The following is a 17,530-nucleotide window of genomic DNA, read 5'->3' on the forward strand; positions in this document are numbered from 1 at the left end:
CCGGATCCATCATCCGGCCGGCCTGGATCAGTTCAGATGTTCGACTCGGATACGAACAACAGCCCCTACCACATCCTCAAGTGACTCAAGCGCCTTGATGGCTTCATTCATATGCTGTTCATGTACCCGGTGGGTCAGCAGAATCATGGGAATCAAGCCGTCATGTTCCTCGGCTTCCTTTTGCATGATCGACTCTATATTAATGCCACGCTCCGACAGGATACTTGCCACCTGGGCCAACACCCCCGGATGGTCCTTGGCCTGGATGCGCAGGTAATAGGCGCTCTCACAGGCTTCGATAGGCAATACCGGATGATCGGACAAAGCGTCAGGCTGGAAGGCCAGGTGCGGAACGCGATTTTCCGGATCTGACGTCATGGCACGTACCACATCGACAAGATCAGCCACTACGGAGGAAGCCGTTGGCTCCATACCAGCGCCTGCGCCATAAAACAGTGTCGAACCCACCGCATCACCGTTAACCATGACGGCGTTCATTACCCCATTTACGTTGGCAATCAGGCGATCGGCTGGAATCAGGGTGGGATGAACACGTAGCTCAATACCCTTCTCGGTGCTGCGCGCAACGCCCAGGTGCTTGATGCGGTAACCCAGCGCCTCGGCATAACCAACGTCGGCCGTGGTCAGCGTGGTAATGCCTTCGGTGTAGGCCTTATCGAACTGAAGCGGAATACCAAAGGCAATGGATGCCAGAATAGTAAGTTTATGCGCCGCATCGATACCTTCAACATCAAAGGTTGGATCCGCCTCGGCATAACCGAGCGCCTGGGCTTCCTTGAGTACGTCTTCGAACGTACGGCCCTTTTCGCGCATTTCGGTCAGGATAAAGTTGCCAGTACCGTTGATGATTCCCGCCACCCAATTGATGCGGTTAGCCGCAAGGCCCTCACGCACAGCTTTGATAACAGGAATGCCTCCAGCAACCGACGCTTCGAAGGCTACGATGACGCCTTTTTCACGCGCCCTGGCAAAAATCTCGTTGCCATGCACTGCGATCAACGCCTTGTTTGCGGTAACCACATGCTTGCCGTTGTTGATTGCACGCATGACCAATTCACGGGCCACTGTGTAACCACCAATTAGCTCGACCACCACGTCGATTTCCGGGTTATCCACCACAGCGAACACATCGTCGGTAATCGGGGTAATACCGGTATCACACTTGGGATTAGGACGACGCTGAGCAATCTGTGCTACTTCAATACCACGGCCGGCACGACGTGCAATCTCTTCAGCGTTTCGTTTGAGCACATTGAAAGTACCGCCACCCACGGTACCCAGTCCGCAAATACCCACTTTTACCGGTTTCACGCTTTATTCCCCTGCTGTAGGCCTCGGTAGAACACCCGGGCTGATAAAAACTTGGAAACGGAGTTTACCTCAAGCACGCCGCTTGGCTGCCACGTATCGCTCAGGCTTATCGTCAAGACCAAACGGCCGAGCTTAGCTCGGCCGTCATGACTGCACTATACCTATTTACCGGCTGCCAGCGCGTCATTTACCAATTCTGACGCTGGCTGGTAACCAGGGATCATATGTCCATTGGCAAGAATAATGGCAGGCGTGCCCTGAATGCCAATCTGTTGCCCCAAAGTGAACTGCTTCGCAACCGGATCATCACAGGAAGCAGCCTTGATTTCCTTACCCTCGAACATGCGCTCCATCGCCTCGGCCCGATCCTTAGAGCACCATACTGCCTCAAGCTGCTTATACCCCGCCGAATTTAAACCCTGACGCGGAAATGCCAGATAACGCACCTCGATACCCTGCTTGTTCAACTTCGGGACTTCAGCGTGAAGTTTCTGGCAATAAGGGCATGTGGTATCCGTAAAAACGGTAATGTGAGCTTTCGTCTCGCCCACGGCCGGAAAGACGACCATCTGCTGCTTGTCCAAACCATTGATCTGCTTGGCCACTGCTGCATTTTCAGCCTGTTCCGTCAGGTTAACGGCGTGACCGTCCTTATACTGGTACAGGTATCCTTGAACAATGTATTGCCCATCACCACTGGCATACAGGATACGCCCGCCCTTGAGCTGAACCTCATAAAGGCCTTCAAAAGGACTTTTTCCAATCGACTCGACACCCAGATTAGGCTGTAATGCACTCAAGGTCTTACGGATAGCCTGCTCGGATTCAGCCATTGCAAAGGTACTTGCGAGCCCCAGGCAAACTGCCAGCACCAAACGAGTAATGCGCATGAATAACTCCTGTGAACAATAGCTGCCAGCCTACCACAGAGGCCGACACTACAATTTAACCGCGAGGATGATGTTCCGCATGCAGGGCCTGCAAACGAGCCCGGGCGATATGCGTATAAATCTGGGTTGTCGAAAGGCTTGAATGGCCTAAAAGCATTTGTACGGTACGTAAGTCAGCACCATGATTGAGCAGATGGGTTGCAAAGGCATGGCGCAGCGTATGGGGTGAAAGCGGCTTGTCGATACAGGCCACTTGGGCGTGCAGCTTGATGCGGTGCCAAAAGGTCTGCCGCGTCATTTCAGTTCCACGCAGGCTCGGAAACAGCACATCAGATGCCAACCCGTTCTGTAACAGGCCGCGCGCTTCCTTCACATACCGCTCCAGCCAATTGATAGCCTCCTCCCCCAGAGGAATCAGACGCTCCTTGTTTCCCTTGCCAAACACCCGCATCGAGCCCTGTCGCAGATTTACCTGCTGAAGCGTCAACCCAACCAGCTCGCTGACTCGAAGACCCGTTGCATACAGTACCTCCAGCATGGTTCGATCACGCAAGCCCAGCGGGTCATCAGTATCCGGTGCGGCAAGCAATGCCTCGACATCTGCCTCGGACAAGCTTTTGGGTAGAGGAGCGCCAAGGCGAGGCATATCGACCTGTAGCGTAGGATCAACATCGATCAGTCCTTCACGAACCGCATATCGATAAAAACCACGAACGCTCGATAGAAAACGCGCCGTTGAGCGTGCCTTGTAACCCTTGTCCAGCCGCCAGGCCAAGTGATCAAGAATCATCTCTCGACCAGCTTTTTCAAGCGAAACGCCCTGCTCCGTCAACCAGGCGTTGAACTGCCCTAAATCATTGGAATAGGCGTCACGCGTGTGTTCGGATAAGCCTTTCTCAAGCCATAAGGCATCCAAAAATCGATTGATGTACGGATGATCTCGCATCGGCAGTGTTACAACTCAGGAGTGTTGAGGGAAGTCCGGCAGAACAGCGACGGGACGCTTATCCTCATCGATCGCAACAAAGCTAAACGCACCACTGATCGCCAGTTCACGTCCTTCGTTATACATACTCTCGAGGTAAACCTCGACACCCACCTTGATGCTGGTATTACCCACTTTTATCACTCGACCAATCAGCTCAACGATAGAGCCACCTGGAATGGCGTGATTAAAATCGATACGGTCGGTCGATACCGTTACCAGCGGCAAACGGCAAAACCGTGTCGCCGTAATGAAAGAGACTTCATCCATCCACGCCATCGCCTGCCCGCCAAATAACGTGTGATGATGATTGGTATTAGGAGGAAATACCGCTTTGGCCACGCGCGTTTCAGACAGCTCTGTTCGGCGTGCGATTTCTTGCTCTCTAGGGGTCATGGACATCCGGGAACTCGCTTAGCTAACTCACCATACTGACTTTTCATCCACGCAACAAAAAAGCAGCCCTAGGGCTGCTTTTTTGTGGAATCGCTGAATTAAGCCAGCTTTTCCTTGATACGTGCTGCCTTGCCAGACAGTTCGCGCAGGTAGTACAGCTTGGCTTTACGAACATCACCGCGACGCTTGACGCTGATGCTGTCGATCATGGGGCTGTAAGTTTGGAAGGTACGCTCTACACCTACACCGTTGGAAATCTTGCGAACGGTGAAAGCACTGTTCAGGCCGCGGTTACGCTTGCCAATTACAACGCCTTCAAAGGCCTGCAGACGCTGACGGTCGCCTTCCTTTACTTTTACTTGAACGATTACGGTATCACCGGGCGCGAAAGCCGGGATTTCCTTGTTCATTTGTTCAGCTTCAAGCTGTGCAATAATCTTGTTGGTCATGCTAGTGTGCTCCTAAGACAAGCCGTCAGACCTGCCATCGATACGTTAACTATCGTCCTGTTGACGAAGGAATTCCGCCAACAGCTTCTGCTCTTCTCCAGAAAGCGAGCGTCTTTCCAGAAGATCAGCGCGCCGTTTATAGGTCCTTCCAAGGGACTGCTGTAAACGCCAACGCCGGATATGCTCGTGATTACCACTGAGCAGCACCTCAGGTACCCGCCGTCCCTCATACACCTCAGGTCGAGTGTAATGAGGACAATCGAGCAGACCGTCCGTAAACGAGTCCTGCTCGGCGGAATCTACATGCCCCAACGCTCCAGGCAGTAGCCTCGTCACCGCATCGATCAGGACCATTGCTGGCAGCTCGCCGCCAGACAGCACATAGTCACCAATCGACCATTCTTCATCAACGTGCGCTTCAATAAAGCGCTCGTCGATACCTTCGTAACGACCAGCGATAAGAATGAGGTGTTCTTCTTTCGCCAGCTCCTTTACCCCTTGCTGCGACAGCTGTCGCCCTTGAGGGGAAAGGTAAATTACTTTTACCGAGCCCTCAGCCTTGCTGCGTGCATCATTCAATGCCCGCTCCAATGGCTGAATTTTCATCACCATGCCGGGACCACCCCCAAAAGGACGATCATCAACAGTCTGATGCCGGTCTTCGGTATAGTCCCGCGGATTCAGGCAATTGAGTTGAAGTAACCCCTGCTTGACCGCACGACCGGTAATTCCGAAATCACGGACGGCTGTGAATACTTCAGGAAAGATACTGATGACGTCGACACGCATGATTTAAAAATCCGCGTCCCAGTCAACCCGCATCTCACCTGCCACTAGATCAATCGACTTGACGAATTGCTCCAAAACATAGGGCAACAAGCGTTCGCGATCGTCCAGACTGCCGACACATGGCTTTACCACCATGACATCGTTGGAACCAGTCTCAAGCAAATGATCCACCACGCCGAGCATCTGCCCTTCTTGATTGATCACTTTCAGCCCTTCGAGCTGGTACCAGTAGTAATCACCTTCGTTCAGGCCTGGAAGCTCATGGCGAGGCACACAAATTTCGAACCCTGAAAGGGCTCGTGCCTCTTCGCGATCATCCAGACCTTTAAGCTTGGCCGTCAGGACTTTGCCGTGAAGGCTGCCCTTTACCAAACTTACCTTGCGGATTTCGCTATCACGACGCAGGGTCCAATGACGATACTCCAGCAGATTGTCCAAGGGGTCGGTGAAGGAATAGACCTTCACTTCGCCACGCACGCCATACACCGAGACAATCTTACCGAGGACAACCAGGTCCTCTTCAGGCGCAGGCGTCTGACTCATAAATTTCAGGCAGTTGCCTTAGCAGAGTCCTTGAGCAGCTGAGCAACGCGCTCAGACGGCTGTGCACCGTGGCTCAGCCAGTAGCTAGCGCGCTCGGAGTCAACAGACAAACGGATTTCATTACCGGAAGCAACCGGATTGAAGAAGCCGATGCGCTCAACGAAACGACCATCACGGGCGTTACGGCTGTTGGTCACGGTCAGGTGATAGAAGGGGCGCTTCTTGGAGCCACCACGGGCAAGACGGATGGTTAACATGTGAACTTTGTTCCTGTAGTCGGTGCTTTACAAATGTTACGCACGCTGGGCCTCAGGCCCGAAAGGCCGCATATTCTAAGGATAATCCGAGCGATTGCAAACTCTTTTTCCCTATCATATGCAGGGCTGATCGCCCAACGGCAGCAACTTGGGGGATTTACAGCTTGGGCATTCCTCCTGGGAACATGCCACCCATGCCACGCATAAGCTTTGACAAGCCGCCTTTGGAGGTCACCTTTTTCATCATTTTCTGCATCTGCTTATGCTGCTTGATGAGGCGTCCTACATCTTGTACCTGGGTTCCGGAACCCATGGCGATTCGACGTTTGCGCGAGCCGCTGATCGTTTCTGGATCACGGCGCTCAGCAGGCGTCATGGAGTCGATAATAGCCTCCATCTGCTTGAACTGTTTTTCGGCTGCTCCCTGAGCATTTCCCATCTGGGACAAATTGACACCACCCATCATGGTAGGAAGCTTGTCCATAAGCGAGCCAAGGCCGCCCATACTTTTCATCTGGCGAAGCTGGTCACGGAAGTCTTCCAGATCGAACCCTTTGCCCTTCTTGAGCTTCTTGGCCAGCTTTTCGGCTTTTTCCTTATCCAGGTTCTGCTCGGCCTGCTCGATAAGGCTGAGCACATCGCCCATACCCAGAATACGGGAAGCAATACGATCAGGATGGAAAGGATCCAGCGCCTCGCTCTTTTCTCCCATACCCAGGAATTTGATCGGCTTGCCTGTAATGGCTCGCACGGACAATGCCGCACCGCCACGGGCGTCACCGTCGACCTTGGTCAGCACAACGCCTGTCAAGGGAAGCGCGTCATTGAAGGCCTTGGCGGTATTAGCCGCGTCCTGACCCGTCATGGCATCCACAACAAACAGCGTTTCGGCAGGCTTGATTGCGGCATGAACCTGCTGGATTTCAGCCATCATTTCTGCATCGACATGCAAACGACCAGCGGTATCCACGATTACGACATCAATGAACTTGAGCTTGGCTTCACGCACAGCAGCTTCGGCGATCGCAACAGGCTTTTGGCTGATATCGGAGGGATAGAACGTAACGCCGACCTCATGAGCCAGGGTTTCCAACTGCTTGATCGCGGCAGGACGATAGACGTCAGCAGAGACAACAAGAACGCTTTTCTTCTTGCGCTCTTTCAGGAAGCGCGCCAGCTTGCCTGCTGTAGTGGTCTTACCTGCCCCCTGCAGACCGGCCATGAGAATAACGGCCGGTGGAGAGACATTGAGAGCCAGATCTTCGTTTGCAGCCCCCATCAGCTCTTCGAGCTCGGCTCGAACGATTTTCACGAAGGCCTGGCCAGGAGTGAGGCTCTTGGAGACTTCAGTGCCTACGGCACGGTCCCTGACCTTATTGACGAAATCCTTGACGACCGGCAACGCCACGTCCGCCTCAAGGAGCGCCATGCGCACTTCACGCAGCGTGTCCTTGATGTTGTCTTCGGTCAATTTTGCCTTGCCAGTGATATGGCGAAGGCTCTGTGAAAGTCTATCTGTCAGGTTTTCAAACATGCAAATGCGTCCAAAACTGGCGGCAGGTTGTGAAGTATAACGAAGAGGACGTCGGCTGGCATCGTCTACAGTCTTCCTTGAACACTGGCATCTGTGCCAAACTCATCTGCTTTCGGCTCAGTGATTCAAGGATTTATGTCATCCCTGTTGCCCAGCCTGACGGCTGCCCTTCTCTATAGTGTCGCCACGGCCTATCAAAGTGTGTGTCTGACCACGCGCAAGCGTCCCAACAATACCCTTTTGGTCTCGTTGGGCGTAGTAGCGTTGCTCGCCCATGGCGCGGCCTTGTTCATTCAGCTGATTCTACCCAGCAGTCTTTCGCTGGACTTTTTTGATGCGTCCAGCCTGATCGCGGCGGTAGCCATACTTTTGATTCTGTTCGGCTGCATCCGCATGCCGTTACAGACATTATTGGTTCTGATTTATCCCCTAGGAGCCATTACGACGCTCCTGGCTGACGTGTTACCGTCGGGCACTGTTCAACCGATTGATATCACGCCGGGCATATTAACCCATGTCCTGCTCTCGATTGTTGCCTACGGTCTGTTAACACTGGCTGTTTTTCAATCGTTGCTGCTATTGATTCAGGACAGGCAGCTCAAGAACAAGCACCCATCGGGGCTGATCCGGAGCTTCCCACCTCTGCAAACCATGGAAAGCCTGCTGTTTGGTTTTCTATGGGCGGGCTGGGCTGTATTGTCCTTGTCCCTGATTTCCGGCTGGCTGTTTCTCGAAGACATGCTTGCCCAGCACCTAGTGCACAAGACGGTTCTGTCCTGTGTGGCGTGGGTCCTGTTTGGCGTCCTACTGTGGGGGCGTCATCGCATGGGCTGGCGTGGACACAAGGCCATCCGCTGGACACTGGCCGGCTTCTGCCTGTTGATGCTCGCGTATTTCGGTAGCAAGCTGGTACGTGAATTCATCCTGCATATCTGAAGACCCGCCTCTTAGGCACCTCGTCCTTCGCAAGCCTTGCCGGAAACGGCAAGGCTTGTCCATAATCCAAAGGCTTACCCAGCTAAACGTCTCTCTCTGCGGTTACCCCTTCGTCGATAGAGCCGCGTCATAACAGGCTAACGATTCACATCCGCACCGGATGATTACGCACCTGTGCCCTACCCGGGCAAGCGTACGAGTCAGGCCATAAAAAAACGACAGCGCCTGGGACATCCAATGACTGCTACTGCAACCTACGAGGCGGAACCTGTTTCGCCTGCCGCGCCTGCAAACTCTACAGCCCGTATCGCAACGGCAAGCTTTATCGGCACGGCTATCGAGTTTTACGATTTTTATGTCTACGCTACCGCCGCCGCACTCGTCATCGGCCCGGTGTTCTTTCCACAAACATCTGCGATTGCGCAAACACTCAGCGCATTCATCACCTTTGGCATCGCTTTCCTGGCCCGTCCTCTCGGCTCTGCACTGTTTGGCCATTTCGGCGATCGGATTGGTCGAAAATCCACTCTAGTGGCTTCGCTCCTCTTGATGGGTGTTTCGACCACGCTGATCGGCCTGCTCCCTGGCTATGCCAGCATAGGTGGCTGGGCCCCCGTGCTGTTGTGCGTTCTCAGATTCGCCCAAGGGCTTGGGCTGGGCGGAGAATGGGGGGGCGCCGCGCTGCTGGCAACGGAAAATGCGCCGAAGAACAAGCGAGCCTGGTTTGGCATGTTTCCCCAACTGGGCCCGTCTATCGGCTTTCTTGCGGCTAACGGCTTGTTTCTCGCGCTGGCTGTGCTGCTATCGGACGAGCAATTCAAGGCTTGGGGCTGGCGAATTCCTTTCATCCTGAGCGCAGCCCTGGTAATGGTAGGCCTTTATGTCCGCCTCAAGTTGAGTGAAACGCCAGTATTTGCCAAAGCCATGGAGCGACACGAAAAGCTGCGCCTTCCATTAACCGAAGCAATTACCAAGCACTGGCACCCCATGCTGCTGGGCGCCTTATCCATGGTGGTGTGCTATGCGCTGTTCTATATCTCAACAGTGTTTTCGCTGAGCTATGGCGTTAAAACACTAGGGTTCAGCCGAGAGGGCTTTCTAGGGCTCCTGTGCTTTGCCGTTCTGTTCATGACCCTGGCCACACCTCTGTCCGCCTGGCTTGCCGACCGTTATGGCCGCAAACCAGTTCTGGCAATCAGTGCAGCCGCCGCCCTGCTATCAGGTTTTACCATGGAACCGCTGCTTACCCATGGCTCAACAGGTAGCATTGCACTTTTCCTGGCGCTGGAGCTGTTTCTCATGGGCATGACGTTCGCACCCATGGGTGCGCTGTTACCGGAGATTTTCCCCACCCATGTCAGGTATACCGGCGCCTCGGCCGCGTATAACCTTGGCGGCATCCTGGGTGCCTCGGTAGCGCCTTATATTGCGCAAAAGCTGGCCGATACCGGAGGCTTGAGTTGGGTGGGCGGTTATGTTTCCGTAGCGGCGCTGATCAGCTTGATTGCCGTACTGTGCCTTAAGGAAACACGAGACCGGGAATTGTAATCAAGCGACAGCCCTGTGCAGCCAGGGCTGTCGTCCCGCAGGATTAAAGCGTTACGCTGATGGCTTGCGACGCCTTGGTCGCCTTTTCACGGGCCGCTTCCACCGACTCATCTCGAGCCAGTGCCACGCCCATTCGGCGCTGCCCTGCCACCTCAGGCTTGCCAAACAGGCGCAGGGCCGTATCCGGGTCACTTAGCGCTGCACCCAGATTGCCGAAACTTGTCTGGGTAGATTGTCCTTCAACCAGCAGTACGGCAGAGGCTGATGGACCAAACTGGCGAATGACCGGTATCGGTAATCCCAGAATGGCACGGGCATGAAGGGCAAACTCAGAGAGATCCTGAGAGATCAGCGTTACTAGGCCTGTATCATGGGGACGTGGAGAGACTTCGCTGAACCACACCTGATCGCCTTTTACAAACAGCTCAACGCCAAACAGACCACGCCCGCCCAGCGCCTCGGTGACCGCCCTGGCAACACGCTCGGACTCAGCAAGTGCCTTGGGACTCATCGCTTGCGGCTGCCAGGACTCATGGTAATCACCTTTTACCTGACGATGACCAATAGGTTCGCAGAAGGATGTTCCATTGACATGACGAACTGTCAGCAGGGTGATTTCATAGTCAAAGTCGATAAAGCCTTCAACAATGACGCGTCCCTTACCCGCTCGTCCGCCCTCCTGAGCATAATCCCAGGCGGCCTGAATGTCTTCGCTGCACTTGATAACGCTCTGCCCCTTGCCGGAGGAGCTCATGATCGGCTTCACGACACAGGGCATGCCTACAGATTCGACGGCAGCGGCATACTCTTCAAAGGTGTCCGCGAAGTGATACGGTGAAGTGGGCAAACCCAACTCCTCCGCAGCCAGACGGCGAATACCTTCGCGGTTCATGGTCAGCTGCGCAGCGCGTGCAGTAGGCACGACGGTATACCCTTCGCCCTCCAGCTCAACGAGGGTTGCCGTGGCAATTGCCTCGATCTCGGGCACGATGTAATGAGGTTTTTCCTGCTCGATGATCGCGCGAAGCGCGGCGCCATCCAGCATATTGATGACATGACTACGATGGGCTACCTGCATGGCCGGTGCATTGGCATAACGATCGACGGCAATGACCTCCACACCCAAACGCTGTAGCTCGATGACAACTTCTTTACCAAGCTCACCAGAGCCACATAACAGAACGCGAGTGGCGGTAGGTGACAATGGAGTTCCTATCTGGGTCATGCAGCATCCTCTGGTGTATACAGTCATGGGTTTAACCGGGCTGCCTCATAGCGATAACGCACTCGATCGCTATCCGAGGTGCCCTTAGAAATAGTGGCCAGCGGCGCAGGCACGTTCCTCACACAGCTGCAAGACCCTACGCCGCTCGGTGTTAGTCATGCGTCCCCATTGAGATATTTCCTGAGCGGTGCGCTGGCATCCTGTGCACATATCGGCCTCATCCAGCACACAGACTTGCACGCAGGGAGAGCGAACAGGCTTTTCGTTTTCATTCATGTCCAAGGCTGTCATCTCGTACAGGCAGCGGCCTGATAACGTATCGTTGGCATGAATTCTACTTGGCCTGCTGGCAGAAGTGCATCAAAAGGCATCATTTCTCAACTGAATGAGGCGGCTCATGGAGCGAAATGCCGGCATCATAAAGCAGGTTGACCAGCTCCACGATAATGGCAGCCGTCAGGCCCCAGATCCGATACTCACCGTACTGATAACTTGGGATATAGGAACGTCGCCCCTGCTCATCGATCCTCGGCGTGACCTCTGGAGGCACTTCGCACAGAAAGCTGAGCGGAACCGTAAATACGGCTGCGATTTCAGCGTCGTTGGGCGTGTACTCCACGTAATCGGGAATAATGCCGACATAAGGCGTTACCTTGATCCCATAATAAGAAATCAAGGGGCTCAACGGCCCTACTACTTCGACCAGCCCCGGCGGCAGACCAATCTCCTCATACGCCTCACGTAGCGCTGTATGAATAAGGTCCGGATCTTCCGGATCACGTCGCCCACCTGGTAATGCGACCTCTCCCCCATGCGTCGACAGATTGCTGGCGCGCAGCGTCAGAACCAGCTCAGGATCATCACCTCGAATAATAGGTAACAATACGGCGGCTTCGGGGTGTGTACGATCAGTCTCCAGGTGACGCGGTCGATAATGCCGCAATCGATGGAGCAACTCATCCACGATGCTTTCTCCACACGCTTACTCTTGAGGCATCATGGCATGGAATATCCAGCTTGCCCAACCCCTTGCTTGCAGCCTTAGCTCCTCGCAAGATGGCAGGACGACGAGGAGGCATCATGAAATTCTGTAACTATTGCGGCGGCACGCTGGTTCAGCGCATTCCCGAGGGGGATACGCGCCCTCGCTACATCTGCACACAGTGCCACACGGTGCACTACCAGAACCCTCGCATTGTGGCGGGATGCCTGCCCGTCTGGGGAGATAAAGTACTTTTATGTCGCCGAGCCATTGAGCCTCGCCGCGGCTACTGGACACTCCCGGCCGGCTTCATGGAAAACGGCGAAACGATCGAACAGGCCGCCGCCCGTGAGACCTGGGAGGAAGCCTGCGCTAACGTCGGCAACCTCAAGCTCTATACCTTATTCGACCTGCCCCATATCAATCAGGTCTATATGCTGTTCCGCGGCGAGCTTGTCGGCGGGTCGTTTGGCATTGGTGAAGAAAGCCTGGAAACAGCCCTGTTTGACGAAGCAGATATCCCTTGGTCGTCACTCGCTTTTCCGACCATTGCGCGTACCCTAGAATGCTTTTTTGCCGATCGCCGAACCGGTCACTATTCAGTGCATCATGAAGGCATCGCACCCATGCTGGAACGCTAGTTCCAGCTGATATATACAGAGTGAACAGCAGCACGCCTTGGCTGCTTTCTGCAGTCGCTTAGCTAGGGATTATTTTTCAAATGCGCCGGATGTATTGGCTTACTGCTTTCTGTTGCCTGTTTTTCTCTACCCTCTGCCTTGCCAGCACGACAACAACACTTGATGGCCGGACAATCGACAAGGTGCTGGTCATAAAGTCGATGAACAAGCTTGAGCTGCTCAGCAAGGGCGAAACCATCAAGTCCTACCGGGTATCACTGGGCAAATTCCCCAAGGGGCCCAAGTTTCGCGAAGGGGATCAGCGCACGCCAGAAGGCTTCTACTGGATAGACTGGCGAAAGACGAGCGACAAGTTCAACCTGTCGATGCACATCTCATATCCCAATGCACAGGACCTGGCACGCGCAAAAGCAGCAGGCGTGCCACCGGGCAGCATGATCATGATTCACGGCACCCCTATCGATGAAGAATACCCAGAGTGGTATTTTTCTTCGCTGAACTGGACGAATGGATGCATTGCGCTAACCAATGCAGATATGCGTGAAATCTGGACACTCGTCAAGGACGGTACGTTGATCGAGATACGCCCCTGAAGCTCCGGTACACACCTGACGCACAGGAGTCACAACGTTCGGCCTTGACCTAGAATGACGCCAGCTGCCACACCTCATAGGCTGGCGCCTCATAGGGGTGGGCTTTGCGTAACGCCTCGACAGCCTGCTTTACATAGTCATCGGTCACGACCAGCTCTACTTTCCATTCTGCCACGCGCTCCAGCTCGCCAATCTTCCCTAGAAAAGGGTTGCTTCCAGCACATGGGCGAAACTGCCCCTCTCCCAAGACCTGCCAGCAGCACGCCTCGTAATTACCGATGCGTCCACCTCCTGCAGCAAATACCGCGTCCTTGACGGACTCCAGATGGCTACCTGGCACATAGAAGCATAACTTGTACATAAATCCTCCAGATGCAAAAAGGCCGGTCATACCTGAAACAGTATGACCGGCCTTCTCGGACTTATCAGTCTACCCAGACACGCGCATTACGGAACATGCGCATCCAGCCGCCGTCCTCGCCCTGCCAATCACGCGGGATCCAGGAATTTTGAACTGCGCGGAAAACGCGTTCAGGGTGCGGCATCATGATGGTGACGCGACCATCACGGCTGGTCAGGCCAGTAATACCCAGCGGCGAGCCGTTGGGGTTGGCCGGATACGTCTCGGTGACACGCCCATGGTTGTCAACGAAGCGTAGCGAGACGGTGCCAGAGGCATCTGCTGCCTGCAGGGCCGCAGCGTCCCTGAACTCGGCATGGCCTTCACCGTGCGCAATGGCAATCGGCATGCGCGAGCCTGCCATGCCCGCAAAGAACAGGGATGGCGATTCCTGTACCTGTAGCATGGCAATACGCGCTTCGAACTGCTCTGAGCGGTTACGCACGAAGCGTGGCCAGAATTCACTGCCCGGAACAAGCTCGCGCAGGTTCGAGACCATCTGGCAGCCGTTGCAGACGCCTAGCGTAAAGCTATCCGTACGCTCGAAGAATTGCTGGAACGCATCACGTGCACGGGCGTTAAACAGAATCGACTTGGCCCATCCCTCACCGGCACCCAAGACGTCACCGTAGGAGAAACCGCCGCACGCAACGACACCCTTGAAGTCATTCAAATCGACACGACCAGCAAGAATATCGCTCATGTGCACGTCTACCGAGGCAAAGCCGGCACGGTCAAACGCTGCAGCCATTTCGACCTGACCGTTAACGCCCTGCTCACGCAGAACCGCGACCTGAGGCCGTATACCTGTCTTGACATAAGGTGCAGCGATGTTTTCGTTCGGATCAAAGCTCAGCTTGGCAGACAGGCCCGGATTGTTCTCTTCGAGCAATGCGTCGTATTCCTGCTGAGCACAGTCAGCGTTGTCACGCAGTCGCTGGATCTGATAGCTGGTTTCGCTCCAGATACGCTGCAACGAGCGGCGCTCGGCCTTGAAGACGTTCTGCTCGTTATAGGTGATATTGACCTCGTAACCGTTTACCGGCTGGCCAATGACCGCCACGCAATCCTCAAGACCTGCAGCGGTGAACTGCGCCAGCACTTCGGATGTGAAATCCTGAGGCACCTGGATCACAGCACCCAATTCCTCGGCAAACAAGGCGCGGGTCAGTTCATCACGGGTAGCGGCCAAGGCATCCAGTTTCAGAGACAGGCCACAGTGACCGGCAAATGCCATCTCCGCGAGCGTCGTGATCAAGCCACCATCGGAACGGTCATGATAGGACAGGATGAGCCCGTCCTTATTGAGCCCCTGGATGACTGCAAAGAAGGCCTTGAGGTCCTCTGCATCATCCACATCAGGTGCCTTGTGGCCGATCTTGTTGTGAACCTGCGCCAGAATTGAACCACCCAGGCGGTTCTGGCCTCGGCCAAGATCGATCAGGATCAGGTCCGTTTCGCCTTTATCCATGCGCAGCTCAGGCGTCAGGGTCTGACGAATATCCTGCACTGGAGCAAAGCCCGTCACGATCAGCGACAGAGGCGACGTCACGCTTTTGTCTTGACCGTTTTCCTCCCAGCGGGTCTTCATGGACATGGAATCCTTGCCCACGGGGATGGTGATACCCAAAGCCGGGCACAGCTCCATGCCCACTGCCTTTACCGTATCGTACAGGCGAGCGTCCTCACCCGGATGTCCGGCAGCTGCCATCCAGTTGGCGGAAAGCTTGATATCGCTGATTTTCTCGATACGCGCCGACGCCAGGTTGGTCAGTGTTTCACCTACCGCCATCCGGCCAGACGCTGCCGCATCCAGCAATGCCAAAGGCGTACGCTCGCCCATGGCCATTGCCTCGCCGGTATAGGCGGTGTAGCTGGTCGCTGTAACCGCGCAGTCAGCCACTGGAACCTGCCAGGGACCGACCATTTGATCACGCGCAACCAAGCCGGTGATTGTCCGGTCACCGATGGTGATCAGAAAGCTCTTGCTGGCAACGGCTGGATGGCGAAGAACGCGCTCTACCGCCTCCTTGAGCTCCAGGCCGGTACCGTCAAAGTCATCGCCCAGCGCTTCCTCACGAGTAGCGGAGCGATGCATGCGCGGAGGCTTGCCCAGAAGAACTTCCAGTGGCATGTCGACCGCATTGTTTTCAAAATGGCTGTCTGCCACCGTAAGACGGCGCTCTTCGGTAGCCTCGCCAACTACCGCGAACGGGCAGCGCTCGCGTTCGCAGATAGCCTTGAAGGTTTCAAAGTTCTCGGCGTCCACGGACAGCACATAGCGTTCCTGGGACTCGTTGCACCATATCTCGAGCGGGCTCATGCCGGGCTCGTCGTTGGGTACGTTGCGCAGCTCAAAGCGACCGCCACGACCGGCATCGTTGACAAGCTCAGGGAAGGCATTGGATAGACCGCCTGCGCCTACGTCATGGATGAAGGTAATGGGGTTCTTGTCCCCCATCTGCCAGCAGCGGTCGATCACTTCCTGGCAGCGGCGCTCCATCTCGGGGTTTTCACGCTGCACGGAAGCGAAGTCCAGGTCTGCCGAGCTGGAGCCAGTGGACATCGACGAGGCAGCGCCTCCACCCAGGCCGATCAACATGGCCGGGCCACCCAGGACAATCAGCTTGCCACCTATGGAGATATCACCTTTCTGGACATGGTCGGCACGGATGTTACCCATACCGCCCGCCAGCATGATCGGCTTGTGATAGCCCCGGACCTCTTCGCCACGTGGGGTTTCAACCGCCTGCTCGAAGGTACGGAAGTAACCTGCCAGTGCCGGGCGACCAAATTCGTTGTTGAACGCCGCACCGCCCAATGGCCCTTCGATCATGATATCGAGTGGTGTCACGATGCGTTCGGGCTTGCCGTATGGCTTTTCCCAAGGTTGCTCGAAACCTGGGATATTCAGGTTGGAAACTGTGAAACCGGTCAGACCTGCCTTGGGTTTTGCACCACGACCGGTCGCCCCCTCGTCTCGGATTTCGCCACCTGAGCCGGTAGAGGCGCCAGGGAATGGGGCAATTGCCGTCGGGTGGTTATGGGTTTCCACCTTCATCAGGATATGAATCGGCTCCTGATTGGCACTGTATTGACGAGTCTGTGGGTCAGGATAGAAACGACCGGCAGTAAATCCCTCGATCACCGCAGCGTTATCCTTGTAGGCAGACAGGACGCCCTCACGGTGCATTTCATAGGTGTTCTTGATCATACCGAACAGGGATTTTTCCTGGCCTTCGCCATCGATATCCCAGCTGGCATTAAAGATCTTGTGACGGCAGTGCTCGGAGTTTGCCTGAGCAAACATCATAAGCTCGATGTCATGGGGGTTGCGACCCAGTCCCTGGAAACTCTTGACCAGGTAATCGATCTCGTCATCCGCCAGGGCAAGACCTAGTTCGCTGTTGGCCTTTTCCAGCGCGGCACGGCCGCCATTCAGGATATCGATGACCGTCAGCGGCTTGGGCGTCGCATGACTGAACAGGGCTTCAGCCTCATCCAGACCTCCCAATACGAGCTGAGTCATACGATCATGCAGAGTGGCAGCCACAGCCTGAACATCAGCATCGGACAGATCGCCGGCAATATAATAGGCGACACCCCGCTCGATGCGCTCGACCTTGGCCAGACCGCAATTATGGGCGATGTCAGTGGCCTTGCTGGACCACGGCGAAATCGTGCCAAAGCGCGGGACTACCAGGAACAGCCGGCCTACAGGCTCTTGTACCGGAACACTGGGTCCGTATTTGAGCAAGCGCTCAAGCACGTGCTCCTCTTCAGCGGTAAGCGTGCCGACCACCTCGGCAAAATGAGCGAACTCGGCATAAAGTCCGGAAACACCCGGCACTTTACGGGTCAGTTGGTCGAGCAGTTTGCCGTGACGAAACGAAGAAAGAGCGGGAGCGCCGCGCAAGATCAGCATCGTAGGACAGCCTCGGGGCTAGAGGAATTTCAGGGGCCGGTATTCTACCGCAAAGGACCCGGCGAGACACCTTTAGGCGACAAAGGTTTCGCTAATGCTGCGTCA

General features: G+C 55.2%; 18 protein-coding genes. 4 read left to right on the top strand and 14 right to left on the bottom strand.

All coding sequences use genetic code 11. The annotated features are described in order from the left end of the window. Positions 1–27: 27 nt before the first annotated feature. The 9 genes from QWJ10_RS00240 to ffh form a co-directional block, all read right to left on the bottom strand. The gene (locus QWJ10_RS00240) at positions 28–1,332 is read right to left on the bottom strand and encodes a homoserine dehydrogenase (RefSeq protein WP_010797597.1); all 1,305 of its coding nucleotides are present in this window, start codon (positions 1,330–1,332) and stop codon (positions 28–30) included. 161 nt (positions 1,333–1,493) lie between these two features. Then, positions 1,494–2,222 (bottom strand): bifunctional protein-disulfide isomerase/oxidoreductase DsbC, encoded by a 729-nt coding sequence (dsbC, locus tag QWJ10_RS00245; protein ID WP_289923403.1) that lies wholly within the window; start codon positions 2,220–2,222, stop codon positions 1,494–1,496. A gap of 55 nt (positions 2,223–2,277) precedes the next feature. Continuing rightward, a complete protein-coding gene (xerD, locus tag QWJ10_RS00250) occupies positions 2,278–3,174 on the bottom strand; it encodes a site-specific tyrosine recombinase XerD (RefSeq protein WP_074827619.1) in 897 nt (298 codons plus the stop codon). Between the two features lie 9 nt (positions 3,175–3,183). Next, on the bottom strand, positions 3,184–3,603 hold the full coding sequence (locus QWJ10_RS00255; RefSeq protein ID WP_286787085.1) for an acyl-CoA thioesterase: 420 nt from the start codon (positions 3,601–3,603) through the stop codon (positions 3,184–3,186). Positions 3,604–3,701: 98 nt separating this feature from the next. Further along, positions 3,702–4,052 (bottom strand): 50S ribosomal protein L19, encoded by a 351-nt coding sequence (gene rplS, locus QWJ10_RS00260; protein ID WP_019366570.1) that lies wholly within the window; start codon positions 4,050–4,052, stop codon positions 3,702–3,704. A gap of 45 nt (positions 4,053–4,097) precedes the next feature. Beyond that, positions 4,098–4,841: a tRNA (guanosine(37)-N1)-methyltransferase TrmD gene (gene trmD, locus QWJ10_RS00265; RefSeq protein WP_197872708.1), complete on the bottom strand. Its 744-nt coding sequence runs from the start codon at positions 4,839–4,841 to the stop codon at positions 4,098–4,100. Positions 4,842–4,844: 3 nt separating this feature from the next. Continuing rightward, positions 4,845–5,384, bottom strand: coding sequence for a ribosome maturation factor RimM (gene rimM / locus QWJ10_RS00270; RefSeq protein ID WP_289923407.1), 540 nt, complete (start codon positions 5,382–5,384; stop codon positions 4,845–4,847). Positions 5,385–5,389: 5 nt separating this feature from the next. After that, positions 5,390–5,641, bottom strand: a complete 252-nt coding sequence (rpsP, locus tag QWJ10_RS00275) for a 30S ribosomal protein S16 (protein WP_010797590.1) — start codon at positions 5,639–5,641, stop codon at positions 5,390–5,392. Between the two features lie 157 nt (positions 5,642–5,798). Continuing rightward, on the bottom strand, positions 5,799–7,175 hold the full coding sequence (gene ffh / locus QWJ10_RS00280; RefSeq protein ID WP_010797589.1) for a signal recognition particle protein: 1,377 nt from the start codon (positions 7,173–7,175) through the stop codon (positions 5,799–5,801). Between the two features lie 135 nt (positions 7,176–7,310). On the opposite strand from ffh, the gene ccsA reads away from it, so the two are divergent. Continuing rightward, complete coding sequence (ccsA, locus tag QWJ10_RS00285) at positions 7,311–8,111, top strand: cytochrome c biogenesis protein CcsA (RefSeq protein WP_197872707.1); 801 nt, start codon at positions 7,311–7,313, stop codon at positions 8,109–8,111. 237 nt (positions 8,112–8,348) lie between these two features. Next, entirely contained in the window at positions 8,349–9,659 is a 1,311-nt protein-coding gene (locus QWJ10_RS00290) for an MFS transporter (RefSeq protein ID WP_289923412.1), read from the top strand. 43 nt (positions 9,660–9,702) lie between these two features. On the opposite strand, the gene purT is transcribed toward QWJ10_RS00290, so the two are convergent. The 3 genes from purT to QWJ10_RS00305 form a co-directional block, all read right to left on the bottom strand. Further along, the gene (gene purT / locus QWJ10_RS00295) at positions 9,703–10,884 is read right to left on the bottom strand and encodes a formate-dependent phosphoribosylglycinamide formyltransferase (RefSeq protein ID WP_010797586.1); all 1,182 of its coding nucleotides are present in this window, start codon (positions 10,882–10,884) and stop codon (positions 9,703–9,705) included. Positions 10,885–10,968: 84 nt separating this feature from the next. Next, complete coding sequence (locus QWJ10_RS00300) at positions 10,969–11,160, bottom strand: DUF1289 domain-containing protein (RefSeq protein ID WP_073450372.1); 192 nt, start codon at positions 11,158–11,160, stop codon at positions 10,969–10,971. Between the two features lie 94 nt (positions 11,161–11,254). Further along, positions 11,255–11,851 carry a CoA pyrophosphatase gene (locus QWJ10_RS00305; RefSeq protein WP_197872740.1) on the bottom strand — a complete coding sequence of 199 codons (597 nt, stop codon included), beginning with the start codon at positions 11,849–11,851 and terminating at the stop codon, positions 11,255–11,257. Between the two features lie 113 nt (positions 11,852–11,964). Here QWJ10_RS00305 and QWJ10_RS00310 point away from each other — a divergent pair, with 113 nt between their 5' ends. Next, entirely contained in the window at positions 11,965–12,507 is a 543-nt protein-coding gene (locus QWJ10_RS00310; protein ID WP_010797584.1) for an NUDIX hydrolase, read from the top strand. An 89-nt stretch (positions 12,508–12,596) separates the two neighbouring features. Further along, positions 12,597–13,100 (top strand): L,D-transpeptidase family protein, encoded by a 504-nt coding sequence (locus QWJ10_RS00315; RefSeq protein ID WP_037030094.1) that lies wholly within the window; start codon positions 12,597–12,599, stop codon positions 13,098–13,100. Positions 13,101–13,149: 49 nt separating this feature from the next. On the opposite strand, the gene QWJ10_RS00320 is transcribed toward QWJ10_RS00315, so the two are convergent. Both QWJ10_RS00320 and purL read right to left on the bottom strand, forming a co-directional pair. Then, positions 13,150–13,461 (bottom strand): YqfO family protein, encoded by a 312-nt coding sequence (locus QWJ10_RS00320; protein WP_289923421.1) that lies wholly within the window; start codon positions 13,459–13,461, stop codon positions 13,150–13,152. Between the two features lie 64 nt (positions 13,462–13,525). Further along, the gene (gene purL / locus QWJ10_RS00325; protein ID WP_289923423.1) at positions 13,526–17,425 is read right to left on the bottom strand and encodes a phosphoribosylformylglycinamidine synthase; all 3,900 of its coding nucleotides are present in this window, start codon (positions 17,423–17,425) and stop codon (positions 13,526–13,528) included. Positions 17,426–17,530: the final 105 nt, after the last annotated feature.

This window comes from Pseudomonas sp. WAC2 (genome assembly GCF_030403525.1).
Classification (GTDB): Bacteria; Pseudomonadota; Gammaproteobacteria; order Pseudomonadales; family Pseudomonadaceae; genus Chryseomonas; species Chryseomonas luteola.